Genomic DNA, 25701 nt, shown 5'->3' with positions numbered 1-25701 from the left:
AACGTGTTCGCAACGATGATCAAGCCTCTTTTCAAGAGCAAAAAATTCACGGTGGGATTTTCCGTATTCTTGTTTTTCTTGCTCCTAGGCATCTTCGGCCCATCAGTGTACAAGGTGGATCCTATGGAAATGAGCTGGGACTACGAGAAACCACCTTCAATTTCACATCCATTGGGTACGGACACCTATGGGAGAGACATCCTCGCACAACTTTTGAATGGCATACGTTCTTCCCTGTACATTGGTTTTCTTGCCGCCATAATTTCTCTGTCCATTGGAACCATCGTTGGTACCTTGTCAGCAGTTAAGAGAGGTGTGACGGACGATCTTCTCATGGCGGTGACGAACATAGTTTTGACAACGCCATCCATCTTGATAGCCATCTTAATAGCGAGTTATTTCAGAGTCAGAAGCGTTGAAATGATCGCCATCATACTGGGTTTGTTCCAATGGCCTTGGTTCGCGAGGGCTATAAGGGCTCAGCTCATGAGCGTTATGTCTAGAGAATACGTCTATCTTTCAATCTTGGCTGGTTATTCCGACTTGAGATTGATAGTTGAAGATCTGATCCCCACGATAGCGACTTACGCGTTCATGTCCTTTGTGCTCTTCATAAACGGTGGGATACTCGGTGAAGCGGCGTTGAGTTTGATAGGTCTTGGACCGACGAAAGGAACTTCCCTTGGGATCATGCTTCAGTGGGCGGTACTGATGGAAGCTGTGAGAAGAGGGCTCTGGTGGTGGTTTGTCCCACCCGGAGTTGCGATCGTTGCGATCACTGCATCTTTGATGATCGTGAGTACGGCGATGGACGAAGTTTTCAACCCCAGACTCAGGGAGGAATGAAGGTGAAGCAGATACTTTTAGAAGCAGAAGATGTGAAGGCCTATTACAAACTTGGAAGAATTTTCGTCAAAGCCGTGGACGGGGTGACTTTGGAAATCTTCGAAGACGAAGTGGTCGGTGTTGTGGGTGAATCTGGTTGTGGAAAAACGACTCTTTCGAACGTACTGTTCATGAACGTGCTGAAGCCACTCATTTTGATCGGTGGGAGGATCGTTTTGAAAGTGAATGGAGTACCAAACGAGATTTCTTCTTTGACTCGGGATGAAGTCAAGAAGAGATTCTGGGGTAAAGAAATCTCTATTATACCTCAGTCAGCCATGAACGCACTGATGCCTACGATAAAGATAGAAAGTTACATAAAACATCTTGCTGAGTCTCATCGAATACCAGAGAAACAGTTACTTTCGAAAGCTAGGGAGAGATTTCAAGAAGTCGGCTTGGACCCGGTGTGGTTGAAGAGATATCCGTTCGAGTTGAGCGGGGGTATGAAGCAGAGGGCTGTGATAGCCATAGCGACTATCTTGAATCCGAAGCTCCTCATCGCCGATGAACCAACTTCAGCACTCGATGTGGTGAATCAGAAGGTGTTTCTCAAAGTTTTGATGAAGTTGAAACGACACAATGTGATAAAAAGTATCCTCTTCATAACGCACGACATAGCCACCGTCAGACAGATTGCAGACAGGATGATCATCATGTACGCAGGAAAAATTGTCGAAATCTCTCCAATCGAGAAGATCCTCGAAAGACCGTTGCATCCATACAGCCAAGGTTTACTCAATTCTGTTTTGACACCAGAACCAGAAGTGAAGAAAAGGGGTATCGTGGTTGTTCCAGGGACGCCACCCAATCTGATAGATCCACCCTCTGGCTGTAGGTTCCATCCAAGGTGTGTTCATGTGATGAAAATTTGCGAGAAAGAAGAGCCTATCTTGAAAGAGATCGAACCTGGAAGAAAAGTTGCTTGCTTTTTGTACGCGGAGGAGAGAACATGAATAGACTCGTTGTCAGAAACCTTTCGAAGGTGTTCAATGTAGGTTTTTTCTCCAAGAAGCGCATAGAAGCCGTGAAGAATGTGTCTTTCGAAATCAACGAAAAAGAGATCATCTCGCTCGTGGGGGAAAGTGGTTCTGGCAAAACGACCACCGCCAAGATGATCCTGAGGTTGCTCCCACCAACATCGGGAGAAATCCTCTTTGAGGGAAAAGACGTTTGGAGAGATTTAAGTAACAAAGAACAGTTGAAAGATTTCCGAAGAAAAGTACATGCAGTTTTTCAAGATCCATTTGCGAGTTACAATCCCTTCTATCCTGTCGAGAGAACTCTGTGGCAAGCGATCGGTCTTCTTGAAAGAAAGCCTTCGAACAGAAAGGAAGCGATGGCGATCATAAAAGATTCACTCATCAAGGTGGGCATTGATCCGAAAGACGTTCTGGGGAAATATCCACATCAGATTTCTGGTGGTCAAAAGCAGAGGATCATGATAGCCAGATGCTGGATTTTAAGACCCCTACTCATCGTGGCTGATGAACCGACTTCGATGATAGATGCTTCCTGCAGAGGGGGGATAATAAAACTCCTCATGGAACTGAGAGAAGAACGGGGCACATCGATAATTTTTATAACCCATGATCTTGGACTCGCTTACTACGTTTCGGACAGAATCTTTGTCATGAAGGATGGTTGCATCGTCGAGCATGGTCACACAGATAAAGTCGTGCTCGAACCGACTCACAATTATGCCAAGACGCTGGTTGCCAGCATACCCAAACTTTACAGGAAATTGGAAGACGTGTGATGAGCACACGTGCTTTGCTTGGTTTGTTTGCGTGGGCGTTGGTGCTCGAGTTGTTTGTACTGATTTATTATCTTCAACGTGGAATTAGACCGTTCGAGTTCTATTTGAATGTAGTGCTTTTGATTCTCACCGCTCTTTTCTTGATCATTTTGATCTTTCGAGAAAAGCGAAGAAGGGGGCGTGACGATGAACCTGAGTGAGATTCTTCCTCGATTAACGCTGGAGGAGAAAGTGAGAATCGTTGTTGGAGTCGGAATTCCTGGTTTATTTGGTAATCCTGCCTCTAAAGTGACGGGAGTCGCTGGTGAGACGCATTCAATAGTCAGATTGAATATCCCTTCGGCGCGTTTGGCAGACGGACCAGCCGGGCTCAGAATAAGCCCGACGAGGGAAGGGGACGAACGAACCTATCATGCCACCGCATTTCCCATCGCCTCGATGCTCGCTTCTACTTGGAACAGAGAAATCGTTGAAAGCGTCGGTAAGGCTATGGGTGAAGAAGTGCGAGAGTACGGCGTAGACATCCTCCTCGCTCCCGCGATGAACATACACAGAAACCCTTTGTGTGGGAGAAATTTTGAGTATTATTCAGAAGATCCCGTACTTTCTGGTGAGATGGCTGCGGCGTTCGTCAAAGGAGTTCAGTCCCAAGGTGTTGGAGCTTGTCTGAAGCATTTCGTAGCGAACGAGCAAGAAACGAACAGAATGTCCGTAGATACGATCGTGTCAGAGAGAGCTTTGAGAGAGATATATCTCAAAGCTTTTGAAATCGCTGTGAAAAAGTCGAAGCCTTGGACCGTGATGAGTGCCTACAACAAGCTCAACGGAAAATATTGTTCCCAACACGAATGGCTTCTTAAAAAAGTACTCAAAGGGGAATGGGGTTTCGATGGTTTCGTGATGACCGATTGGTACGCTGGTGACAATCCTGTAGAACAACTCAAATCAGGAAACGATCTCATCATGCCTGGAAAAACCTACCAAGTGAACAGGGAAAGGAGAGACGAAATAGAGGAGATCTTACAAGCTATAAAAGAAGGAAGATTGAGCGAAGAAAAACTCGATCAATGCGTGAAGAACATCTTGAAAACTCTGATGAACAGTCCTTCATTTAAGAATTATCAATACTCAAACAGTCCAGATTTGAGCGCACACGCAAAGATTGCTTACGAGGCGGGTAGCGAGGGTGTAGTTCTGTTGAAGAACAAAGGTGTCCTTCCTTTGGATGAAGCTGAGAGGATCGCTCTATTTGGAACTGGACAAATCGAGACTATAAAAGGAGGCACAGGTAGCGGTGATACGCATCCACGTTACACTGTCTCGATCCTTGAAGGCTTGAGAGAAGGAAAGTTTTGTGTTGATGAAAAACTCGCAAAAATCTACGAGGATTACATCGAACAAATGCGTTGCAAAGAGGATTACAAAGTCAGAAGGGATCCTTGGGGCACACCCATAAGGCCAAAGCTTCCTGAGGATTTCTTGAAAGAAGAACAAATAGAAAAATTAGCTTCGAAGAACGATGCGGCGATCATTGTGATCAGCAGGATCTCTGGTGAAGGATACGATCGAAAACCTGTGGAAGGCGACTTCTATCTTTCCAACGATGAGCGAAAGCTTGTTGAAACTGTGTCGAGGATTTTCCATGAATCTGGAAAGAAAGTGGTCGTTCTTTTGAACATAGGTAGCCCCGTTGAAATTGCGAGTTGGGAAAATCTCGTAGATGCGATCGTTCTTGTTTGGCAAGCGGGTCAGGAAACAGGTAGGATAATCGCGGACGTTTTGTCTGGCAAGATCAATCCTTCCGGAAAGCTTCCAACAACATTCCCAATGGATTACGATGATGTGCCTTCGTGGAACTTTCCAGGTGAACCAAGACAGGATCCAAAGAGGGTTGTTTATGAAGAAGATATATACGTTGGTTATAGATACTACGACACGTTCGGTGTGAGACCAGTTTACGAATTTGGCTTTGGCCTTTCTTATACTAAATTTGAATACAGCGAGCTGAAAGTCTTTCTGGAAAAAAATGCATTGAAAATTTCTTTCGCGGTGACAAACGTTGGAAACTTTGCAGGCAAAGAGATTGCACAAATTTACATCAAAGCTCCGAAAGGAAGATTAGACAAACCATTACAAGAACTCAAAGAGTTCCACAAAACAAAGCTTTTAGTTCCCGGACAAACTGAGAGAATATCACTGAGCATACCTGTAAAAGACCTTGCAAGTTTCGATGGCGGAGAATGGATCATCGAGGGTGGTGAGTACGAAATAAGGATAGGATCTTCCTCGAGGGATATTCGCTTGAAAGGAACAGTTCCTCTCGAAGAAAAGAGGTTCAATCCCTAACATTGCGATTTGAACTACGCTCAATATCATTCGAAACTCTCAGATCGAAGCGAGCTTTGCTCGTGTTGCAAACTGCAAGGTTTAAATTTTGATCGATCTTGGGGTAGAAGTTTTGTAAACGTTCACGATCTTCACAGCGATGCTGTGAGTGTCATCGATCGAGCTTATTTCAATTTGCAGAACATCTCGATTCCATGAGACACACAACCGTAGAACTGTTGATACAGCTTCAAAAGAATATTTTTCAAGTCAAGTTGTGATTCTCTTTTGGTTCGGTTCCTCTTTTACAAACTTTCCATCCCTCATGATGAGAACACGATCTGCTCTTCTTGCTATGCGTTCATCGTGGGTGACCACGACCAAAGTCGTTCCGTGCTCGGCACGCACCTTATCTAACAACTCTATCACCATCAACCCAGTTTCGGAATCGAGATTGCCCGTGGGTTCATCTGCCCAAACGATGCTTGGTTTGTGTACCAAAGCCCTTGCTATCGCCACTCTCTGCTGTTCACCACCTGAAAGTTGTGATGGGAATCTGTTTATCTTTTCGAGCAGATCGACTTTTTTGAGCATTTCGATGGCACGTTCTCTTCCTTGTTTGTGATTTACACCGAGTATTTTGAGTGGAAGTTCCACGTTTTCGAGCACCGTGAGAACGGGAATCAAATTGAAAAATTGAAAGACAAAACCCATATGCTTCGCTCTGAGCTTGGTCTTTTCTTCCTCACCGAGCGAATGAAAAGCGATCCCGTTGAAAAAGATTTCACCTTTCGTGGGTGAGTCTATACCAGACAGACAATTCAAAAGTGTCGTCTTTCCAGATCCAGACGGTCCCAAGATCGCCAAAAATTCTCCACGCTCTATCGAAAGATTAATACCTCTGAGCGCTTCTACTTGGTTTTCCCCTTTACCGTAGACTTTGTAAAGATCTTTAACCTCGATCACAACGTTCCTCCTCACTCTGGTGTTCTGAGCGATTCGGCTAAGTTCGCTCGAAAGAACTTCACAGCTAGGAAGATCACCAAGATCACAACGACATAAATCGCCGATACCACACTGAAGAGTCGCCAAATAGGAAAAACAAAATGTTCAGATCCAAACATCCCAAGGATTGTCTTGGTGACATCCTTAGATTCGAGGAAACCAGCAAGCAAGCCAACTACTACACCCACAGAAGCTATCGTCAAACTTTCCAAAATGAAAGCATTTGCAACACTTTTGGATGTCATACCTATGGCTCTCAATGCTCCCGTGAGACGTCTTCGCACCATTATGTTCCTCAAGGTATAGAACGCAATTCCGCTGAAACCGCTCATCAATCCAAAGTAGAGCAGTGTTACACCCACTCGAACGAGCAAATCAACTCCAGAGAAGAGTCTGTTCAATTCTTCTGTTATGTGCACAGGAAAATCGAATCTTTTAGAGTAAAATTCCTTGACTTTTGAGACGGCTCGTGGTTCTACTTTCCCAAGAACGATCGGGATCGATCTTGCATTTTTGGGTAAACTGTTGATCGATGCGATGTATTTGACTGGGACCATCAATTTTCTCATGTCGAAAGTATCGATCACTTCGAAACTCATCTTCTCACTTCCACCGATCCTGAAGGGTGATTTGATGGTACCGCTGATCGTTTTTGCCAGATTTTTCTTCTCTTCATTGGTGTACCCCAAAACGATCGTGTTTGGATGTAGCAATCGTTCTCTCCATTTCTTGTTTGTCTCTATGGGCACAGTGGCTGTCTTCAAAAAATTTTCATCCACGAACGCGATGAGATCATCTTCGAATTGAGCGATGTACACCCTAGTGGGTTCGTTTAGATCTTTTGTGATGTCGATTTCTTCTTTTAAGAAAACAAGTTTCAAAGGATTGTAAATCACCATGAAGTTATAACCAAACAAGCCTGTTTTGAACTTATCTTCGATGAATCGTTCGACGTTGTATGGAATGGTGATGACGATGATCATGACAAAGACGATCAAACCAAACATTACAGCCACCACAGAAGTGCTTCTCAAGTTTCTTTCTACATAAGAAAGTGCAAGAAAAATTGAAACAGATTTCTTATGGAAAAATCGAGACAAAACCTTCCTTATAAAACTGAGCACGGGTAAACAAACCAACCAACTCGCCAGAAAGAATCCTACACCTCTTAGCAACAACTTCCAAGCCGTTATGGGTTGAGTTGTGGGTACAAACGTGAGTAAGACTATAACGGATAAACCCAAAAGGAAACTTAAAACCTTGATCGAACTGGAAATGCGGAGAGTACCTTGACTTCTCTTTGTGAACGTTTGAATCGGAGGTTTTCGAGTCAAACTCATTACCCTCAATGAAAACATGAATAGAGGAAGGACAAGTCCGGCAAAAACACCAATCAAAATCGTCGATGGAGACACATGAAATTCTAGCTGTGAAAAGATCGAGGCAAAACTGTCGATGAAGATGGTTGTAAAACTTTGTAACCTGTTCAGCAAGTACTTACCTAAAAAGATGCCCACAAGGCTTCCAAGACATCCAGCCACAAACATGTACACAGTCCCTTCAACCATGAGGGTTGAAGATATGTGCTTTGTTTTCATACCAAGGATTCTCATCGTCACTATAGTTGGATTGCGTTCTTCGATGAAACTCTGCGCGAATATGTATACCAAGACCAATGAAGCAACTATGGAAAAGCTACTGAATGCGATCGTAAGGTATCCCAGTGCTTTGCTGGCTGGGGAATTCAACAAACGCGTTTTCATAGCAACCGCGTTCACTTTGAATTTGCTTTTCAACGTCTCAACGAAGGATTCTTGTTGCTCGATTGGAAGGTTGAGACTTAGATAAACTCTCGTGGGAAAGGGAAACATCCCTTGAAATTGATCTTTGTCGATGAAAATCGTTCCAGCGTAGTGCAGATTTTCTCCTCGAAAGTTCAAAAAGCCTTCTTTGCCTATTTGGTGTACCCTCAGTTGTTTTCCCCCACTCCCAACGTTCAAATCGATGAGTTGGCCTTCAGAGATGTTCATAGCTTGTGCGAGGTCTTTTGAAACGATAGTACCTTTTGACAGATCAACGAATTTTCCAACGAACTCACTCAACGACTTTGGATCTACCATTATAACGAGGCAGTCTTTCAATTGACCGTTGAACTCGATTCTTCCGAGCGTCTCCCCTACCGGGAGAATGGCTGAGATTTCTTCTTCGTTTTTCAGTTCGTCCAAGATCTCTCGATCGAGTGGGAGTTTGAAAAATATGTTATTTCGCCTATTTTCCACGTAGGCATCCGCCGCACCGAAATTTGTGGAAAAACTCTTCTGCATGAAACGGCTGATCGAATCGTTGAGGGATAGTCCTCCGACGAGCAACATCGAAGGTACACAGATACCGAGTATGAGAACGAGGGTGGTTTTAAAACGCATCGAAAAATTTCTGAAAGCGATCTTCAAAAGCGTTTTGAGCAAAATTTCACCTTGCTTCCTTAAAAGGATTGTACCATTCAAGTGGGCTTTCTAGGGAATCCAAGCAGAAGTGTTCGGGGAGTTATTGAAACATCCTCACATTTCCTTCCAACGTTGCTTTCGAAAGAAAGTTTCTCCCAATCCTAACATTTTCAAAGAAAAGCTGGCAATTGCTGAGCTCCATTGCTGATTGGACATCCTCAAAAGAACAATCTTGCAAATGCACATTGAGTACCTTCGATTCCTCCAAACCTTTGATTCTTATTCCGTACTTGCCACGAATGCCCTTGAAGTTTCTCACAAAGATGTTTCGCACAGTGGGTGGAAAATCGCCGACCTCGTTGTCATAATCAAGGTGGATCACAATGAATTCTTCCGATACGTTCACTGCCACATTGTCAAAGAAATACACATCTTCGACGAAACCACCCCTTCTTGAATTAGTTTTTATTCTCAACACTCTTTCCAAGTTGATGAAAGAATTGTTCAACGCCATGAGTTTTCGTACACCGCCAGACATTTCACTGCCAATGACGAATCCACCATGACTTTTCTCGCTCAGCACAACGTTGTCACGTACTAAAACGTACTCGCACGGAGCGGCTATGCGTCTCCCATCTTCATTTCGACCAGACTTCACGGCGATCGAATCGTCACCCGTGTCGAAGAAACATTTTTCTATGAGGACATACTTGCACGACTCTGGATTTATCCCATCGTTGTTTGGTCCTCTGCTGCGCACCTTAACATTCCTCACTATCACGTTTTCACACAGCACGGGGTGAATGCACCACATAGGTGAGTTGATCAACTCGAAACCTTCCAAAAGTACGTTCTTGCAGTTGTAGAACTGAATGAAGTTTGGCCTCAAGAAATGGCCTTCACCGAAAATTCTTTCTTCGATCGGCACACCGTTTTTCACCATCTCTGTAAGTTTCGCCACATCTTTCAATTGATTTGGCATACCAACCTTCCAGCCGAACTCTTCTTTACCCTTCCAGATCCACCAATTCTCTTCGCTCGCTTGGCCATCCAGAACGCCCCGTCCCGTGATCGCTATGTTGGTTTTGCCATTCGCGTAAATGAGGGGAGAGTAGTTGTACAGTTCCATACCCTCGAATCTTGTCAGTACCACTGGTAAGTACTTTTTTGGGTCAGTGTAGAACTTGATCGTAGCGTTTTGAAGGTGTAGTTCAACGTTGCTCTCGAGGTGTATCGGACCAGTTAGGTAAACACCTTCGGGAATAATGATCCTTCCTCCGCCTCGTTTTGAAATTTCTTTGATGGTTTTGTTGAAAATCTCAGTGCAGTCGCTTTTACCGTTCGCAACAGCACCAAAATCGACGATCAGAAATTCTCTGGAAGGTATTTTTGGCTCAGAAACGTTGGCTAAAAATTTTTCATTGAACTCTCGTGCTACTTTCTCAGCCAGCTCGTTATGAAAACTCACCGGGCGAACCTACCTCCCAGGAACATGGTGAACCAAGGAACGTAAGTGACGAGCAACAGGATGGCTATCATGGCCAAATAGAAGGGTATGGATGCTTTCGCCACTCTCTCCATCGTGCTCTTTCCTATAGCGCATCCAACGAACAGCGTTGTCCCAACGGGAGGTGTACACAAGCCTATACCAAGGTTGATCATCATGACGATACCGAACTGTACCGGTGAAATTCCCAGCGAACGCACCAACGGCAGAAGGATGGGAGTGGTTATCAAAATGAGCGGGGCCATATCCATGATCATGCCTAAGAACAGAAGCATCAGGTTGATGAGCAGTAAAAGAACATACTTGTTCGTCGTAATGCTCGTCAGAGCACCAGCCACGAGCGCTGGCACCTTTAGATAAGCTAAGAGATAACCGAAAGCGGAAGAACTCGCTATGATGAACAGAACCATTGCGATGACCACAGCTGTGCTTTGAAAGGTTCTGAGCAGCTTCTTGAGATCCATGGTTTTGTAGACGAACGCGGTGATGAACAATGCATAAACCGCTGCCACCACGGAAGCTTCTGTGGCTGTGAACACTCCGAAGATGATGCCCGCTATGATGATGATACCAACCAGAAGGCCGAGGATGGAATCTCGTGTTATGATGAGCGCTTCTTTGAGGCCAACTTTACCAGCGATAGGATAATTTCTCTTCACTGAAATTATGTAAGCGACGAGCATCTGAGCCAATCCGACCATGATTCCAGGAATGTAACCGGCCATGAACAGTGCGCCGACCGAAACACCACCTGCCGCGAGCGAATAGATGATCATGTTGTGGCTCGGGGGGATGATGATCCCGAGTGTGGAAGAAGTTATCGTCACAGCGATCGAGAAGTCCCTATCGTACCCTTGACGGACCATCATGGGGATCAAGAAAGCACCGATGGAAGATGTATCAGCAACGGAGGAACCACTCACTCCTCCAAAGAACATACTCGCGAGTATGTTCACCATCGCAAGGCCACCGCGTACGCGACCGATCAGTATGTTTGAAAACTCCACGATTTTTTGTGCAATGCCACCTTCGGCCATGATTTGACCAGCGAGTATGAAGAACGGGATAGCTATCAGAGAAAAAGCGTTTATACCTGCGCTCATCCTCTGAAAAACTACCATGGCAGGGAGTCTCAAATATATCGCCGTTAGTAGAGCGGGAATACCTAAGCAAAAGGCTATGGGCATTCTGAACATCATGAAGAGCACAAAAGAGCTGAATAAAACAATCCTTCCCCCCTCTTCGCGAGGAACATTCTGTGTCATCGGTAATCTCAACATGAAAGCGAGTAGTATTCCTAGAAGAACGATCATGATCGCACCAAAGACGTACGAGAGAATCTTTTTCATTGTTTTCTCTCACCCTTCAGCAGAGCAAGTTGTTCTAAAATCTTCAGGGCAACGCACACCACCAATAAGACTCCACATACGGCCACTGGTAGATACATCCACCTCACGGATATTCCCGTCGCAGGCATCCTGTTTGGAAGTCTTTGAATCATGATCAGAGTGTATCGAGTCATTTGGATTCCAAAATATCCTATGAGGATCATGATGGCGATCTCAACGAGTCTTTGAATTGACTTTGGAAAAACGTTCATGAACACTTCAACACGCATGTGTATATCGTTTTTCAAGCCCACACCTGCCCCAAGCATGGCGATCCAAATCATCATTATCAAAGCGATTTCCTCGGTCCATCTTGGTGGTCTATTGAAAAGATACCTTCCTATTACTTGATAGAAAACTATGACAACCATGAACATCAAGCCGATGATGGAAAAATATACGATGACATTTTCAACCAAATGTAGCAACCTTTCCAGCGCTCTTCTCATGGTGTTCCACCTCTGAAAAGACTGGGCGCAGGAGTGCGCCCAGCTGAAGATCATTTGACTGCTTGGATCCTTTGGATCAGATCTTTATACTGTGGGAATTTGTCGTAGACAGGTTGCATGAGTTTCTGGAAAGCTGTGATGTCCGGTCTAAATATCTTCGCTCCACCTTTTTCAACGGCTGCGAGTGCTTCTTCTTCCATCTTCTTCCACAGATACTTCTGATATTGTGCCGAAGCCCAAGCCGCTGTTTTGAAGATTATCTTTTCTTCAGGTGTCAATTTGTCCCACAGCGCTTTAGGTATCAGCACGATTTCGGGAGTTCTCGTGTGACTATCCAGACAATAATAGGGTGCGACTTCGAAATGTCTCGCCGTGTAGTAAGATGGTGGGTTGTTTTCGGCACCATCTACGACACCCGTTTGCAAAGCCGTGTACACTTCGGCATAAGCCATCGGAACGCCTGTGGCACCGAGTGCGTTCACCATGGCTATCATGACTTCGTTTGCTTGCACTCTTATTTTCATACCCTTCAAATCTTCTGGTTTCTGCACAGGTTTTTTGGTGTAAAAGCTTCTTGCACCGGCATCGTAGTAGCATAGACCAACTAGGCCTATCTTTTCGAGACCTTTCAAGATTTCCTCACCTATCGGTCCTTCCAGGACTTTCCAGTAATGATCTTCGTCCCTGAACAGATAAGGCATCGTGAAAACTCCAATTGGGTTGTAGAACGTTTGAACCGGTGCTACTGAAACGCGTGCGATTTGAATCGCATTCATGATCGTTTGCTCGATCACTTCTTTTTCGTCTCCAAGTTGTCCACTCGCGTACACTTCGACTTTGTACTTACCGTTCGTCATGAGTTCGATGACTTTACCCATCATTTTGATGCCTTCTACCGTTGGATAACCATGTGGATGAACGTCTGCCGCTTTGAGCACGATCGGTGCAGCTATGCCGACAAAGACGAGCAGAGAAGCCAACAGTACAACCAGCAACCTCCTCATACAAACACCTCCTCACCCACTCATTGTGGTAAATAATCTTCTCTTATCGGTGTAAAGACATCCAGCAGAACACCATCTGTCAAGGCCTCGACTTGGTGTTTCACGTTGCTAGGCACATAAATGGCTCCACCAGCTTCCATGTGATATTTTTTCTCCCCAACGGTGTAGAGGAACTCCCCTTCCACTATGTAACTGATTTGCTCATGGGGATGACTGTGCAAATCTCCAACACTTCCTTTTTTGAAACTCACATGCGTCATCATGAGTTTTCCAGACCAAACTAAGACTCGCATCTCTATACCTTCTTTGACCTTTTTGGCAGTTACATCGTTTGCATGTCCGAACGTTCTCATCTGGACAACCAACCTCCATCCACTGGTATCACCGCACCAGTAACGTAGTTTGAAGCTTCGCTCGCCAAAAACACCACCACACCTTTCAGATCCTCCGGTAGTCCCCATCTACCCATCGGAATCCTTGAGAGAATCTCTGTGTATCTTTTTTCGTCTTTTCTCAAAGCTTCCGTGTTGTCAGTGACCATGTAACCTGGCGCGATCGCATTCACGTTGATGTTGTACTTCGCGAGTTCGTTGGCAAATACCCTCGTCAAACCAAGTATGCCATGTTTTGAGACGGTGTATGCAGTGGTGTAAATACCCCCCTGAAACGAAAGCATGGAGGCAACATTGATGATCTTTCCTTTTTTGCCGTGCTCTATCAAATATTTTGAGAACATTTGAGAAAGCAAGAACACCGATTTCAAATTCACATCCATCACTTCATCCCAATCTTCAACACTGTATTCCGTCACTGGGGCGCGCTTGATGATTCCAGCGTTGTTCACGAGAATATCCATCGTCCCAAACTCTTTCAAAGCGATGTCGAATATCGTTGATAGTTTATCAAGCTGGCGAAGATCGAGTGCAACCGCTACGTATCTTCTTCCAAGAGATTCTATGATCTGCCTTGTTTCTCGCTGTTGCTCGATGGTTCTACTCACACCCAAAACGTCCGCTCCAGCTTCGGCTAGAGCGATCGCCATCGCTTGTCCTAAACCTCTGGAAGCACCGGTCACTATGGCGACTTTGTCCTTCAAAGAAAAGCTTTCCAAAACTTTCATCAACTTCACCTCATAACGAGAGGTTATCTTCGATGTTTTTGATCATCTTAGTAGCTTGATCGATGAATCTCATGTCTGGATCTACGTAAGGTATCTGCACTCTTTCTTCTCCAGCCAAGAACCACAGATAGTAGACCGTGAAGCCCGGTGCGGCAACCGCTGTGTGATAGCCTTTGGGTATAAGATGCAGTGTGTCGTCTTTGATGATCTCTGCGAAGTTTATAGTTCCATCATCACTGTAGTGCCTCGCTATACCCCATCCTTTTGGATGATCTACTCGATAGTAATAGATCTCTTCAAGGAAAACCTCCTCTGGAGGATTGTGTCTTTCGTGTCGATGCGGAGGGTAAGTAGACCAATTTCCAGAGGGCGTGAAGGTTTCACCCACCATGAGCTTAACCGCGGGATGTTTATCATCCACAGCTATTTGATGATAAGTCCTCGAATAGTTCGAAATACCCCATTTGCCAGCTGCGACTTCGTTCGGTGTGATCAAATAGGCTGGTATATCACTCTTGACACCGACGAAGGCCTTGGCGAGCACCAATTCGCAAGTGAAACCGATGGCTTTGATCGAGTAATCCGATCTCGGTGGGATGTACACCGTATATGGTTTACCCAAAAATACACTTTTTCTCTCTCCAATCGAGGAAAAATCCTTGTCGTTGACCTTTACATCGCATTTTCCAGAAAGAACGACGAGGAAGATCTCAAAATCCCCGCTGTTGGCAGTGTGAGAATTCCCACACCCAAGGACGATCCTTTCGAAACCAAGGTATTTCATCCCATTCATTGGCGGTTCGCTGACAAAGTGTGGCTTTGAAGATGATATGTTGAAGAAATGCTGGTTCACAAAAAATCACTCCTTGCGATGGGTTTTAAGTTTCAAAATATTATTTTATCTGTCGGTCAAAGAAAGATCAACACAAACAGATTCGCATATTCTCTAAAAAGACGAACTAGTCGTTGAGAAAAATCTTTTTGCTTGTTCTTTTACCATTTTTCTCATTTTTTCATACTTTTATGCTTTATTCTAAGATCATTTCCTGTCAGTAAAGTTGAACAACATTTGCGATCATGTTCAGTCAAAAACTCTTCACACATTGGAGGTAAAATAATTCCAAACAAACTGTGGGAGGGATGTTCATGAGAAAGTTTTTTGTGCTTTTGATTGCATTGATGGTAGTGTTCGTACTCGGTGTCCAAAAGCTCAACGTGTCCACGTGGGGATTCAACTTGGATCTTTTAGACAAGAACATCACGAAACCTTTCCTCGAAAAGTACGGTATCCAGATCGAAAGAGAACTAGGCAACAACTCTGTGAGACTCAGCAAACTCATCACTCAGAAGGACAATCCCGTGATAGATGTGGTACATTTTGCGGATTATTTTGCCATGCTCGCTGTTAAGAATGGTTTGTTACAACCAATTGACGTTTCTAAGTTGAGCAATTACAAGGACATCTACGACTTCGCGAAGGATCCAATAGGTGGTAACTACGCCATAGGCTACACCGTTTACAGCATGGGCATAGTCTATAGAACGGACAAAATCAAAAGAGCCATCACTTCTTGGAAAGATTTCTGGTCGAAAGATGTGGCTGGACGCATAAGTTTGCCAGATATCACCACCACCCAAGGTCCCGTCATGATGATGCATTTCAACAAGATCTTTGCTGGGAACGCTTATGATCCTGAGTTGAAAGCTGCCTTCCAGAAAGTGGCAGAGCTGAAGAAGAATGTGGTGACTTTCTACAAAACTTCCTCCGAGTTGATCAACCTCTTCAAGATGGGTGAAGTTTGGATGGCCCCAGTCACGCGCTTTTCTTGGGGTCAATTCTTGGAGACCGGATTGCCGCTCGCTTGGGTGGTGCCCGAAGAAGGTATGCTCGGTTTTACGAACGTGTTGTGCATAGTGAAAGGTGCAAAGAATCTGGATGGTGCATACAAATACATCGATTTTTTGATCAGCTATGAAGTACAACTCGCTGAGGCGATGGATCTGGTCGATTCACCTGTGAACGTCAAGGTGAAAGTGCCACCTGAAATAGCTGAAAAACTCACCTACGGTGAAGAACACATCAAATCTTTAGTCTTTTACGACATCAAGTTCATCGTGGAAAATTACGACAAATGGATCAGCAAGTGGAATGAACTGATCGCACAGTGATATGAAAAGGTATCTCCTCCTGTTACCGTGTTTAGCTTTTCTCGTGATATTCTTCTTATTACCATTACTGGCGATGTTCGCTGAGAGTGTGTATCAACCCACCAAAGGATGGGTCGTACACAGGTACTTGGAATTCTTTAGACAGAGATTGTCGCGCACAGTTTATGTGAGAAGTCTTTTGATGGGATTTTCGGTAACTTTCGTGGCGTTACTTATAGGTTATCCTGCAGCCATGGCTGTGGTGAGTGTTAAGAACGATTCGCTCAGAAGTTTACTCATGACGCTGTTGGTATTCCCATTGATGACTAATCCCGTGGCCAGAACTTTTTCATGGCACGCCGTGTTGGGAAGAGAAGGTTTGATAAACAATCTGTTGCTCACTCTGAAATTTACGGACAGCCCCGTGCGCTTACTCTACACGCGCGGGGCTGTTTTCATTGGTCTGTTGCAGCTTTTTTTGCCTCTCATGGTCATATCCTTGACGAGCGCGTTGGAAAATTTACCTAAGGATGTGCCGTTAGCTGCGAGAAGTCTCGGGGCCAGCGCTTTCAATCTGTTCACGAGAATCTATTTACCCTTAACGAGTGAGGGTATCGTGACCGGTTGCACGTTGGTTTTCACAGGTTGCATCACTGCTTATGTGACACCAGCGGTCCTTGGAGGCAGTCGTGTGCTCATGTTGAGCACGTTGCTCTATCAGAAAGCTTCAATCACACTGGATTGGACCATGGCAACCGTGATAGCTGTGATCATGTTTCTCAGCACGGTTGCTGTTAACACTCTTTCGCGAGCTATCAGCACGATCGGGGTGAAAAAATGACGCAGAGCAAGTGGTTGGTGTTCTCCCTCGTTGTTGCGCTTTCCATCATGCTTGGTCCTTTTTTGATAATCTTTTTCGCTTCTTTCGAACCCAGCTCGACGCTCAGATTCCCACCCACCGGTTTCACCCTATCATGGTTTAAAAAAGTCATCGGTATGTCCATGTTCCAAAAGAGCTTGTTGTTGAGCTTACGCATCGCACTTTTAGCTTCTTTTCTATCACTCCTGCTTGGAGTCCCGACTGCGTATGCTACTTCCAGATACGACTTCAAGGGAAAGAGGTTGATCGAACTGATCAGCACTTCTCCTTCGATAGTGCCAGGCATGGTGGCTGGGCTGGCGTTACTCAGATTTTTCGTGCTGCTGCGTATATTTTCGATCGAGACAACACTGTTGATAGGCCATACGGCGATCGTTCTTCCATACGCTATCAGATCAACTCTCGCCAGCTTGGTGAACCTGCCAATCTCGGTCGAAGAAGCCGCTCAAAGTCTTGGCGCGAATCCCATCAAAAGCTTCTTTCTTGTGGTCTTGCCGAACATCAAGGTTGGAATGATATCCGCATTCATAATGACGTTCATCATTTCTTTCAACGAGGTTCCAGTGTCGTTGTTTCTCAGTGGACCTGGTGTGAACACTCTACCCATCGTCATGATGACGTACATGGAATACTATTACAATCCCAGCATCGCTGCACTCTCTACTCTCCTCATAGGCTTAACTTTGGTGATAGTGTTGATCGCTCAAAAACTCCTTGGAATCTCCAAATTCGTGTGAGGGATGAACCGTGGCTTTCTTGGAATTGATCAATTTGACGGTGGCTTATCAGAAAAATCAGCCAGTGCTGAAAAATTTAAACCTTTCCGTGCAGAAAGGTGAATTCGTTTCTCTCCTCGGTCCGAGCGGTTGCGGCAAGACTACAACGCTCAGAGTAGTTGCAGGTTTTCTCAAACCCATCGAGGGCAAGGTCATAGTGGATGGAAAAGACTACACGAACGTGCCTCCACACAGAAGGAACATCGGTATAGTCTTTCAAAATTATGCGCTTTTTCCTCACATGAACGCTTTTGAAAATGTTGCTTTCGGCTTGAGAATGAGGAGATTGCCAAAAGCAGAGATAGAAAGAAAGGTCAGGGATGCTCTTGAACTGGTTGGACTTTCAGGTTTTGAAGATAGACTTCCCTCAGAGTTGTCAGGAGGTCAGCAACAACGCGTGGCCATAGCCAGAGCTATAGTGATTGAACCAGATCTGCTTCTCATGGATGAGCCGCTTTCGAACCTCGATGCGAACCTCAGAGCTGAAATGCGCAGTGAGCTGAGACAACTTCAACAAAAACTTGCGATCACAACGATCTACGTTACTCACGATCAATCCGAAGCGGTGGCTTTGTCAGATCGAATAGTGGTGATGAGAGATGGAAAGATCGAACAAGTCGGTACTCCCCAAGATGTCTATCTCAATCCAAAAACCAAATTTGTTGCCAGCTTCATGGGTTTTCAAATGTTGGCGACAGGTCATGTGAGAACGATTCGCGAAAACTTCGCGGAAGTTATCTGTGGCGACAAATCGTTCATGGCACGCATCACCAGTGAAATCAAGCCTGGAGATAGAGTCGTGCTTTTCGCAAAACCAAGAAGAATGAAAATCGTTCAAAAGGAATCTCCAAATTCCTTCGAAGTCCAACTACTTTCCAAGTTGTACCAAGGTGAAACCGTCCTACTCATTTTGAAATTGGAGGAACGTCAATTTTCTGTCGAATCGGATGTTTCGTCGAATATTCCGGATAGCTCGAAGATTTTTGTGCACGTTCCACCGGAAGATCTTCTAGTGTTGAGGGAGGAATAGATATGGAGATTCAAAAGCATATACGCTGTAAGTTCGGTGACGTGGGAGAATACGTTTTCATACCGGGAGATGAAGCTCGGGCCGAGAAGATCGCCGAGAGATTGGAAAATGTTGTCTTGATCGCTAGGAATCGCGCTTACCATGTCTATACGGGAACGTTGAATGGAGTGAAAGTGAGTGTGTGTTCAACGGGCATCGGAGGTCCTTCGGCTTCGATAGCGATAGAGGAGCTCATAAAGGTTGGGGCGAAGACTTTGATCCGTGTAGGTTCGGCAGGTTCCAGACAGCCCGATATGCCCATAGGCTCACTCGTGATCGCGACGGCAGCTTATCGTGGTGAAGGTACATCCCATGCTTACGCTCCGGCGCCATTCCCTGCCGTTGCCGATCTGAGGGTGACTTTGGCTTTGATGAGAGCGGCAAAATACTTAGGATACGATTTCTACCATGGCGTTGTCTATACACGGGATGCTTATTATGTTCAAGATCAGAATCTGAACGAGTTCTTGAGGGAATGTGGTGTTGTGGCTGCAGAACAAGAGTGTGCCATAACGTTCATCCTAGGCAGTGTGAAACACGTTCGAACTGGTGCGATCTTGGCAACGGATTCGAACATATGGCTCAAACCTCAGCCAAGTTTGGAGGAAAAAGAAAAATTGTTCCGTGTGGCGGAGAAAAGAGCCATCGATGTGACCATCAAGGCTGTAGAGATATTGATCGAGGAGGATAGGAGTGGAAAGAAAGATATTCTTTAATTGTTCGATAGTGGATGTCACCACTCAAAGAGTTTTTCATGGTTGGTTCTCGGTGAAAAACGGCAAGTTCGAGTTCGTCGAAGAAGGTGATGTAACCATCAATGAACCTGTTGAAGTGATCGATCTGAAAGGACTTTACTGTCTACCAGGTTTCATAGATGCCCATATGCATGTGGAAAGCAGTTTGATAAGATGTAACGAGTTCGCCAGGATTGCTCTGAAGCATGGTACAGTTGCTGTGCTTCAAGATCCACACGAGATGGCCAACGTTTTTGGAATTGATGGCGTTCGTTTCATGTTCGAAGAAGGCTCTTTACAACCTTTGAAATTCTACGGAGCCATTCCGAGTTGTGTGCCACCAACTCGTTTCAATCTTGAAACGCCCAACGCTTCGATCACCCATGAAGATGTTGAATTTTTCGCGAAAATGCCTGATGTTTTAGCACTCGGTGAGTTGATGGATTATCGTGCACTTTTGAATGAAGATGAGGAGCTTTTGAAGATCGTTGAAACTGCAAAGAGATTTGATTTACTGATCGAAGGTCATTGCCCAACGCTCACTGGTGAAGAACTCTCTAAGTACATTTCCTACGGTGTGAGCTCAGATCACACACTCACGAATCCGAAAAAACTGTCCGAACAGCTACGTAAAGGCATGTGCGTGATGCTTCAGGAAAAATCGCTCAACGAAAAAAACGTTGACTTCGTCAGGAATCTAAACGATCGTTCGAGGATTTTGATCGTCACCGATGATGTTCCAGCTTCGAAGCTCGTCGAGGGCCATTTGAATCTTTTGGTTTCAAAAGCTATCGAGCTCGGCTGGCCCGCCATCGATGCGATAGCCTCAGCCACGATCAGACCAGCGATGTATCTTGGTTTAAAAGATTTTGGAGTCATAGCCCCAGGAAAGAGAGCATGTTTCTTCACGTGTGAAGATCTAACCAATCTTAAGCCAAGTGTAGTTTATGTGAACGGTGTTGATATTGAAAAGCTGGAGTTTCCAAAGCATTCCACCTCCTTGCCCAATTCGATCTTCATCGATCACTTCGATGTGGATGATTTCAAACTGACAAACGTTTCAGATGGTGTTCGAAAACTGAGAGTTATTGTCGCGAACGATGAGAACAATTTCACTGAGCTGAGCGAAGAAACACTCACTGTTCAAAACGGCTTTGTTGATGGTGACTTTGTCAACGTCGCTGTGTTTCACAGAAAATTTTCTAAACCGAAGGGACACGTGGGTCTTCTGAAAGGTTTTGGCCTGAAACGTGGTGCCATCGCCTCGAGTTTTGCGCATGACGCTCACAATATTTTAGTTGTCGGTAAATGTGCTAAATGCATGGAATTTGCTGCCAATGAAATGCTCAAAATGAATGGTGGTGTTGTTTTTTATGATGGACAAACTTTGATGAGATTGCCTTTAAAAATTGGTGGGATCATCAGTGATCGAGCTGTAGAGGAGGTATCATCAATTTTGAAAGGTATAGAAGAAAAGCTAAGAGAAAACGGCGTACGACACAGAAAACCTTTCTTGTTCTTTTCTTTTCTCACCCTCACCCTGAGTCCCAGATTCAAATTCTCTGACCTTGGCATCGTGGACGTAGAATCTTGCAAATTGTTGTCCAACTCGATTGTATAATCTTTCTTGGTATGTACGACAAACATGGGAGAAACATAAATTACCTACGTTTATCTGTCAATAGTAAGTGCAACTTCGATTGCTTTTTCTGTTCTTCAAACAGAACGATTATTCACGAATTAACTTTGAACGAATTGAAAAGCTTTTCTGAGCTCTTCTCCTTGTTGGGTATAGAACACGTTCGAATCACAGGTGGAGAGCCTTTAATCAGACAAGACTTGCCACAGATACTCGAGCTGTTCTCAAAGAATTTTCATATTTCCATCACTACCAATGGATCTCGCTTGAAGGAATTCGTCAAGATTCTCAGTAAATTCCATGTGCGCAACATAAATCTCTCGCTTCACAGTCTAGATGAAGAAATCTTTTACAAAATCACGAAAGCGAAATTGAGTGACGTTCTGGACGGCCTCAAAGCTGCTTTGAAAGAAAAACTGAACATTAAACTCAATTGCGTTGTGAATCGATACAACGTGGAAGAAATTCCAAATTTGGTTCGATTTGCAAGTAAATTGAAGATTCCCATCAGGTTCATTGAGCTGATGCCCATCGGTCAAAATAATGAGAGTGTTCCTTTGAGTGAGATCATGAAGCGTTTGGAATCTTTCGAATTGAAGCCTGTGAACGTGAAGCTTGGTTTTGGACCTGCGAGTTACTATGTTACGAAGAACGGTAATTACGTTGGCATCATCGCTGCTCTCAGCAAGAATTTCTGTAGTTCGTGCAACAAGATCAGAGTGAGCAGTGAAGGTAAATTGTATCCATGTTTGGGTTCGAGCTTCTGCATAGATTTGAGAGAACTTTTGAATCGAACTGGTTCAAAAGAAGAACTGTTGATGATTCTCCGCTCCACTGTGGAAAGCAAACCTTTGAGGCACAATATGAACGAAAGTTTCGTTCAAAGCAACATGAGAGAACTTGGAGGTTAGAAAATGGAAAGTTTTTCACATTTAGATGAACAAGGCAACGCGAAAATGGTCGATATCTCTCAAAAGATGGACACAGAAAGAACGGCGATCGCTCAAGCAAGGGTGAAGATGAAACCTGAAACACTCAAGGCTGTTGTAGGAGGTTTCATCAAGAAAGGCGATGTATTCACCGTTGCGAAGATCGCTGGTATAATGGCTGCCAAGAAAGCTTCTGAGCTCATTCCGCTTTGTCACAATATAAACCTTTCGCATGTGGATGTTCAGTTCGAGGCAAATGAAGAGAATGGAATTTTGATGATAAAAACCACGGTCAAAAATGTTGGAAAAACGGGTGTTGAGATGGAAGCACTGCTTGCTGCCTCTGTTGCTGCGCTCACTGTCTATGATATGTGCAAGTCGATCGATCGGGAGATGGTTATAGAAGAGATCTGTCTTCTTTACAAAGCGGGTGGAAAGTCTGGTGAATGGAAAAGGTGAACTGGTCGGAGTCGTTCTCTCTGTGAATCTATCGAAAGTGAAAGGTGTAAAGAAAACACCGCAAGAATACATCATCCTAGTGGAAAATCACGGTGTTCACGGTGATGCACACGCTGGAGATTGGCACAGACAGGTTTCGATGCTCTCTAAAAGTAGTATCGACAAAGCTAGAAGTTGGGGTATAAAAGTTTCTTTTGGAGATTTCGCCGAGAATATCACCGTCGATGGTGTGGAAGTTTATAAACTCCCAATCGGAACGAAGGTTTACATAAACGAAGCCATCTTGGAAGTGACACAAGTGGGCAAGGAATGTCATGATCGTTGTGCTATAGCAAAGTCGGTGGGGAAATGTGTTATGCCCAGTGAAGGGATATTCCTCAGAGTGTTGAAAGGTGGTGTCGTGAGGCCCAAAGACGAGGTTTTGTTCGTTCTGCCGGAGCGTTGAGGAACAATTTTTCAACCTCTAGAACAATTCATTGGAGGTGTGCTCGTTGCAGAGGAGATGTTTGCTTTCGGTGGCGATGATCGTGAAAGACGAAGAATACAACATAAGACGAGCTTTAGACAGTATCAAGGATGTTGTCGATGAAATCATCGTCGTCGACACAGGTTCTAAGGATAGAACACCACAGATAGTGCGTGAGTATACAGATAAACTCTACTTTCATCCTTGGAAGAACGATTTTTCTGAAGCGAGGAATAATTCCCTGAAGTATCCCAGTTGTGAATGGGTGTTCATTTTCGACGCGGACGAAGAAGTTTCCGAAGAATTCAGGAAGAACATAAGATCCTTTCTCCAAAGCCTACCAAAGGATGTGAATACAGTTTATCTACCGACCTTGAGTTATCTGGATTGGGATTTCAAGAGAACTGAAACTGCCTCTACACCACGCATCTTCCGAAACGGAACAGTCTATTACAAAAATATCGTGCACAACCAAGCCATCTACAAACCGAAGGTGGTGAACGCGAACTTTTTAATCTACCATTACGGTTACATTTGGACCAGAAAGTTGAGAAAGCAGAAATATGAACGTACTGGAACTTTGATAAGAAAACATCTCCAAGAATGCAGAAATGATCAAGAAAAATTGTACTACCTTATACAACTTTACAAGACGGAAAAAACAGGCGGTAGACTCCATGAAGCTGCAGCTGTGGGATGGGAAGCGCTGCAAGTTCTGAAAAGACTCACCTCGATACCCGCCATAGGTTTAGAGTTCCTCTATTTGTTCTCCATAGATCTTTTGAACGCAGGTTTGTATGAACTTGCCCAACAACTCGCAAAAACTGCGGTTCAAGCCGTTCCAGAATATCCAGATCCGTATCTTGCTTTGATACATGTCGATTTCAAAAAGCGTGACTGGAAATCGCTTTTGAAACACTACGAAGAATTCAAGAAGGCTGTTGAACAAGCTTCTGCAAACATAGAAAAGTTCGGCTGGACTATCATGAGCTTTAAGGATGTACCCACCGCAGATATTCTAGCTATGATCGCTTCGATCGAGTTGGAAGAATACGACCGTTTTAATCAACTCGCCTTGGAAAGGTTCGACAGAGACGAAGACGTTCGAGAAGACTTAGTCCAATATCTGCTCATCAAGGCGAGTAGCAAGGATGTCGAGAAAAGCTTCACCGGGCTGAAAAAACTCATAGAATTCGCAAGGAGAAAGAATCTACAGCTCAATGCACAACCTCTTTACGAAAAAATCGTAGAGAAAAACATTCCAGTGAAGGTTGAAGAAATAGTTCTGAAACAGATCACACCGTTTTCCTACTACCTGCTCAAACGTGTACAAACTGGAGAAGACCTTTTACTCGAGTTCATTTGTCAATCTCAACTCGAAAAACTCGTCAAGGAAAACGGTGTGGGAGGTTTGCTGTTCGTCTACACAGTCCTTCCAGAGGGTGAAAGAAAACGTTTCGTGGAAAAATTTGTGGAAGATGACGACGTTTTAATAAAAGGAATTGCGAAGGCGTTGTTTGCAGATCATCTGTTGAAAGAATCAAAGTTTCTCGAAGCGGTCAGAGCTTATAGAGACGCCTTACAGCTCGTCCCAGAGCTTTCTCAGTTTATAAAACCCATCGTGGAGGATCTCAAAACTAGACTCGATCCAACCATCGAGGGTGTTTATGAGGAACTTTACAAATTCTACGCCAGCCAAAAGGAGTTCATGATAGATTTCAAAAAGTACGTTGGTAACGAATTGTCCAAGCTTTATTTGATCTCAAGTAACGATGTGGCACTCTACGTATCTGCAGTGCATACTGAAAAACCAGAAAAAGCCGTTGAACTTTTGAATAAAATCAAAGATCCTTCGAAGTTTCCGATGTATCACTATCGGCTCGCAAAATTTTACAGCAAGTTCGACAAAGAAAAAGCGATCACTCACCACATAAAGGCCGTTGAGGAAAATGAAAAGCTTGCAGACATAGCTTTTGGAAGATTCACTTACAGTGGACTTTATCCGAACACAACGTTGAACTGGTTCGGCAAGGAAGATCCTATCGTCTGGGTTGGAAACGTGTCTGAGAAATTCTCCACGCTCGGTGTTATACATCCAGTGAGAGTATGGAAGAGATCTAAAGACGGTTTACTCTACGCCATACCTTTTCCCGTGGATGAATCCATAAAAGCTTACAAAGATCTTGAGAAAGAATTTGGTATAGAATCGCACGTGAAGGTTAAAGAAGCCCAACTTCGTGAGGTATTACTCGAAACGCACTGGGACAATGTTGAAAAAACAGACATTTTGGAAAGCTTCCATCACATCTTCGAAGATCTTGGAATAGAGCTCACAGTCGGATCTGGTAAGCGAATCGTTGTTGAGGGTGTTGAAACGAGTGTTGAACTTAACAAAATTCTTTCCAACGCCGAAGAAGCCTTGATTTTTCATCATTTTCCCAACCTTTCAGATGGAAACGATCCCGTTTGGTATTATCCAGCCTTCAGGATCCTGCGCTCAAGTGCTCGAATGAAAAGAGAGCTTTCTGAGCTTGGTTACGATGTGATCAAGGAATTCTTTTTTGATCGTGGTTTGAGGTGTGTATGGGTGAAGAGAAAATAGCAAAATTTAAACACAAAAAGGGCGCGCTTGCGCCCTTTTTCACATTCGATTCACACATCAAAACTTGAACTTTCTCACCTGTTCCACCAAACTCTCAGCTATCGAACTCAACT

At 44.4% G+C, this 25701-nt stretch carries 24 protein-coding genes; 15 read left to right on the top strand and 9 right to left on the bottom strand.

Annotated elements, in window-relative coordinates; translation table 11 throughout:
* Positions 1-3: 3 nt before the first annotated feature.
* The 5 genes from NZ875_05915 to NZ875_05895 are packed head-to-tail and all read left to right on the top strand — an operon-like array spanning position 4 to position 4990.
* Positions 4-846: an ABC transporter permease gene (locus NZ875_05915; protein ID MCS7175271.1), complete on the top strand. Its 843-nt coding sequence runs from the start codon at positions 4-6 to the stop codon at positions 844-846.
* The gene (locus tag NZ875_05910) at positions 843-1841 is read left to right on the top strand and encodes an ABC transporter ATP-binding protein (protein ID MCS7175270.1); all 999 of its coding nucleotides are present in this window, start codon (positions 843-845) and stop codon (positions 1839-1841) included. Before NZ875_05915 ends, NZ875_05910 begins: the two co-directional genes overlap by 4 nt.
* Positions 1838-2644: an ABC transporter ATP-binding protein gene (locus NZ875_05905; GenBank protein MCS7175269.1), complete on the top strand. Its 807-nt coding sequence runs from the start codon at positions 1838-1840 to the stop codon at positions 2642-2644. Before NZ875_05910 ends, NZ875_05905 begins: the two co-directional genes overlap by 4 nt.
* Positions 2644-2844, top strand: coding sequence for an alkaline shock response membrane anchor protein AmaP (locus NZ875_05900; GenBank protein MCS7175268.1), 201 nt, complete (start codon positions 2644-2646; stop codon positions 2842-2844). The genes NZ875_05905 and NZ875_05900 overlap by 1 nt, the downstream gene beginning before the upstream one ends.
* A complete protein-coding gene (locus NZ875_05895; protein MCS7175267.1) occupies positions 2831-4990 on the top strand; it encodes a beta-glucosidase in 2160 nt (719 codons plus the stop codon). The genes NZ875_05900 and NZ875_05895 overlap by 14 nt, the downstream gene beginning before the upstream one ends.
* Before the next feature lie 249 nt (positions 4991-5239).
* On the opposite strand, the gene NZ875_05890 is transcribed toward NZ875_05895, so the two are convergent.
* From NZ875_05890 to iolB, 9 genes are all read right to left on the bottom strand, one after another.
* On the bottom strand, positions 5240-5935 hold the full coding sequence (locus NZ875_05890; GenBank protein ID MCS7175266.1) for an ABC transporter ATP-binding protein: 696 nt from the start codon (positions 5933-5935) through the stop codon (positions 5240-5242).
* Between the two features lie 11 nt (positions 5936-5946).
* Positions 5947-8397, bottom strand: a complete 2451-nt coding sequence (locus NZ875_05885; GenBank protein ID MCS7175265.1) for an ABC transporter permease — start codon at positions 8395-8397, stop codon at positions 5947-5949.
* 121 nt (positions 8398-8518) lie between these two features.
* Positions 8519-9361 (bottom strand): glycoside hydrolase family 28 protein, encoded by an 843-nt coding sequence (locus tag NZ875_05880; GenBank protein ID MCS7175264.1) that lies wholly within the window; start codon positions 9359-9361, stop codon positions 8519-8521.
* A gap of 521 nt (positions 9362-9882) precedes the next feature.
* A complete protein-coding gene (locus NZ875_05875; protein MCS7175263.1) occupies positions 9883-11274 on the bottom strand; it encodes a TRAP transporter large permease in 1392 nt (463 codons plus the stop codon).
* Positions 11271-11762: a TRAP transporter small permease gene (locus NZ875_05870; protein MCS7175262.1), complete on the bottom strand. Its 492-nt coding sequence runs from the start codon at positions 11760-11762 to the stop codon at positions 11271-11273. Before NZ875_05870 ends, NZ875_05875 begins: the two co-directional genes overlap by 4 nt.
* Positions 11763-11812: 50 nt before the next feature.
* The gene (locus NZ875_05865; GenBank protein ID MCS7175261.1) at positions 11813-12766 is read right to left on the bottom strand and encodes a TRAP transporter substrate-binding protein; all 954 of its coding nucleotides are present in this window, start codon (positions 12764-12766) and stop codon (positions 11813-11815) included.
* 20 nt (positions 12767-12786) lie between these two features.
* Positions 12787-13119, bottom strand: a complete 333-nt coding sequence (locus tag NZ875_05860; protein ID MCS7175260.1) for a cupin domain-containing protein — start codon at positions 13117-13119, stop codon at positions 12787-12789.
* Positions 13116-13886, bottom strand: a complete 771-nt coding sequence (gene kduD, locus NZ875_05855) for a 2-dehydro-3-deoxy-D-gluconate 5-dehydrogenase KduD (protein ID MCS7175259.1) — start codon at positions 13884-13886, stop codon at positions 13116-13118. Before kduD ends, NZ875_05860 begins: the two co-directional genes overlap by 4 nt.
* 10 nt (positions 13887-13896) lie before the next feature.
* Complete coding sequence (gene iolB, locus NZ875_05850; GenBank protein ID MCS7175258.1) at positions 13897-14739, bottom strand: 5-deoxy-glucuronate isomerase; 843 nt, start codon at positions 14737-14739, stop codon at positions 13897-13899.
* 293 nt (positions 14740-15032) lie between these two features.
* Here iolB and NZ875_05845 point away from each other — a divergent pair, with 293 nt between their 5' ends.
* The 10 genes from NZ875_05845 to NZ875_05800 are packed head-to-tail and all read left to right on the top strand — an operon-like array spanning position 15033 to position 25588.
* Positions 15033-16055 carry an ABC transporter substrate-binding protein gene (locus NZ875_05845; protein ID MCS7175257.1) on the top strand — a complete coding sequence of 341 codons (1023 nt, stop codon included), beginning with the start codon at positions 15033-15035 and terminating at the stop codon, positions 16053-16055.
* A gap of 43 nt (positions 16056-16098) precedes the next feature.
* Positions 16099-16875 carry an ABC transporter permease gene (locus tag NZ875_05840; protein MCS7175256.1) on the top strand — a complete coding sequence of 259 codons (777 nt, stop codon included), beginning with the start codon at positions 16099-16101 and terminating at the stop codon, positions 16873-16875.
* Positions 16872-17651: an ABC transporter permease gene (locus NZ875_05835; GenBank protein MCS7175255.1), complete on the top strand. Its 780-nt coding sequence runs from the start codon at positions 16872-16874 to the stop codon at positions 17649-17651. The genes NZ875_05840 and NZ875_05835 overlap by 4 nt, the downstream gene beginning before the upstream one ends.
* A gap of 10 nt (positions 17652-17661) precedes the next feature.
* Positions 17662-18720, top strand: coding sequence for an ABC transporter ATP-binding protein (locus NZ875_05830; GenBank protein ID MCS7175254.1), 1059 nt, complete (start codon positions 17662-17664; stop codon positions 18718-18720).
* A 2-nt stretch (positions 18721-18722) separates the two neighbouring features.
* Positions 18723-19475, top strand: coding sequence for a nucleoside phosphorylase (locus NZ875_05825; GenBank protein ID MCS7175253.1), 753 nt, complete (start codon positions 18723-18725; stop codon positions 19473-19475).
* Positions 19453-21114, top strand: coding sequence for an amidohydrolase family protein (locus NZ875_05820; GenBank protein ID MCS7175252.1), 1662 nt, complete (start codon positions 19453-19455; stop codon positions 21112-21114). Before NZ875_05825 ends, NZ875_05820 begins: the two co-directional genes overlap by 23 nt.
* Positions 21084-22043, top strand: a complete 960-nt coding sequence (locus NZ875_05815) for a radical SAM protein (protein ID MCS7175251.1) — start codon at positions 21084-21086, stop codon at positions 22041-22043. The genes NZ875_05820 and NZ875_05815 overlap by 31 nt, the downstream gene beginning before the upstream one ends.
* 3 nt (positions 22044-22046) lie before the next feature.
* Positions 22047-22520 carry a cyclic pyranopterin monophosphate synthase MoaC gene (gene moaC, locus NZ875_05810; protein MCS7175250.1) on the top strand — a complete coding sequence of 158 codons (474 nt, stop codon included), beginning with the start codon at positions 22047-22049 and terminating at the stop codon, positions 22518-22520.
* Positions 22504-22965, top strand: coding sequence for an MOSC domain-containing protein (locus NZ875_05805; protein ID MCS7175249.1), 462 nt, complete (start codon positions 22504-22506; stop codon positions 22963-22965). The genes moaC and NZ875_05805 overlap by 17 nt, the downstream gene beginning before the upstream one ends.
* A 46-nt stretch (positions 22966-23011) precedes the next feature.
* Entirely contained in the window at positions 23012-25588 is a 2577-nt protein-coding gene (locus NZ875_05800; GenBank protein MCS7175248.1) for a glycosyltransferase family 2 protein, read from the top strand.
* The last annotated feature ends 113 nt before the right edge of the window (positions 25589-25701 follow it).

The organism is Pseudothermotoga sp., from assembly GCA_025060105.1.
GTDB lineage: Bacteria > Thermotogota > Thermotogae > Thermotogales > DSM-5069 > Pseudothermotoga_A.
Note: the sequence above shows the minus strand (reverse complement) of the source record. Positions and strands in the feature narration are given on the sequence as shown.

Excerpts from the sequence above, each read along its gene's own strand:
- NZ875_05910 (MCS7175270.1), top strand. The coding sequence starts at position 843 with ATGAAGGTGAAGCAGATACTTTTAGAAGCAGAAGATGTGAAGGCCTAT.
- NZ875_05905 (MCS7175269.1), top strand. The coding sequence starts at position 1,838 with ATGAATAGACTCGTTGTCAGAAACCTTTCGAAGGTGTTCAATGTAGGT.
- NZ875_05900 (MCS7175268.1), top strand. The coding sequence starts at position 2,644 with ATGAGCACACGTGCTTTGCTTGGTTTGTTTGCGTGGGCGTTGGTGCTC.
- NZ875_05895 (MCS7175267.1), top strand. The coding sequence starts at position 2,831 with ATGAACCTGAGTGAGATTCTTCCTCGATTAACGCTGGAGGAGAAAGTG.
- NZ875_05885 (MCS7175265.1), bottom strand. The coding sequence starts at position 8,397 with ATGCGTTTTAAAACCACCCTCGTTCTCATACTCGGTATCTGTGTACCT.
- NZ875_05880 (MCS7175264.1), bottom strand. The coding sequence starts at position 9,361 with ATGGTGAAAAACGGTGTGCCGATCGAAGAAAGAATTTTCGGTGAAGGC.
- NZ875_05875 (MCS7175263.1), bottom strand. The coding sequence starts at position 11,274 with ATGAAAAAGATTCTCTCGTACGTCTTTGGTGCGATCATGATCGTTCTT.
- NZ875_05870 (MCS7175262.1), bottom strand. The coding sequence starts at position 11,762 with ATGAGAAGAGCGCTGGAAAGGTTGCTACATTTGGTTGAAAATGTCATC.
- NZ875_05865 (MCS7175261.1), bottom strand. The coding sequence starts at position 12,766 with ATGAGGAGGTTGCTGGTTGTACTGTTGGCTTCTCTGCTCGTCTTTGTC.
- NZ875_05860 (MCS7175260.1), bottom strand. The coding sequence starts at position 13,119 with ATGAGAACGTTCGGACATGCAAACGATGTAACTGCCAAAAAGGTCAAA.
- kduD (MCS7175259.1), bottom strand. The coding sequence starts at position 13,886 with ATGAAAGTTTTGGAAAGCTTTTCTTTGAAGGACAAAGTCGCCATAGTG.
- NZ875_05845 (MCS7175257.1), top strand. The coding sequence starts at position 15,033 with ATGAGAAAGTTTTTTGTGCTTTTGATTGCATTGATGGTAGTGTTCGTA.
- NZ875_05835 (MCS7175255.1), top strand. The coding sequence starts at position 16,872 with ATGACGCAGAGCAAGTGGTTGGTGTTCTCCCTCGTTGTTGCGCTTTCC.
- NZ875_05825 (MCS7175253.1), top strand. The coding sequence starts at position 18,723 with ATGGAGATTCAAAAGCATATACGCTGTAAGTTCGGTGACGTGGGAGAA.
- moaC (MCS7175250.1), top strand. The coding sequence starts at position 22,047 with ATGGAAAGTTTTTCACATTTAGATGAACAAGGCAACGCGAAAATGGTC.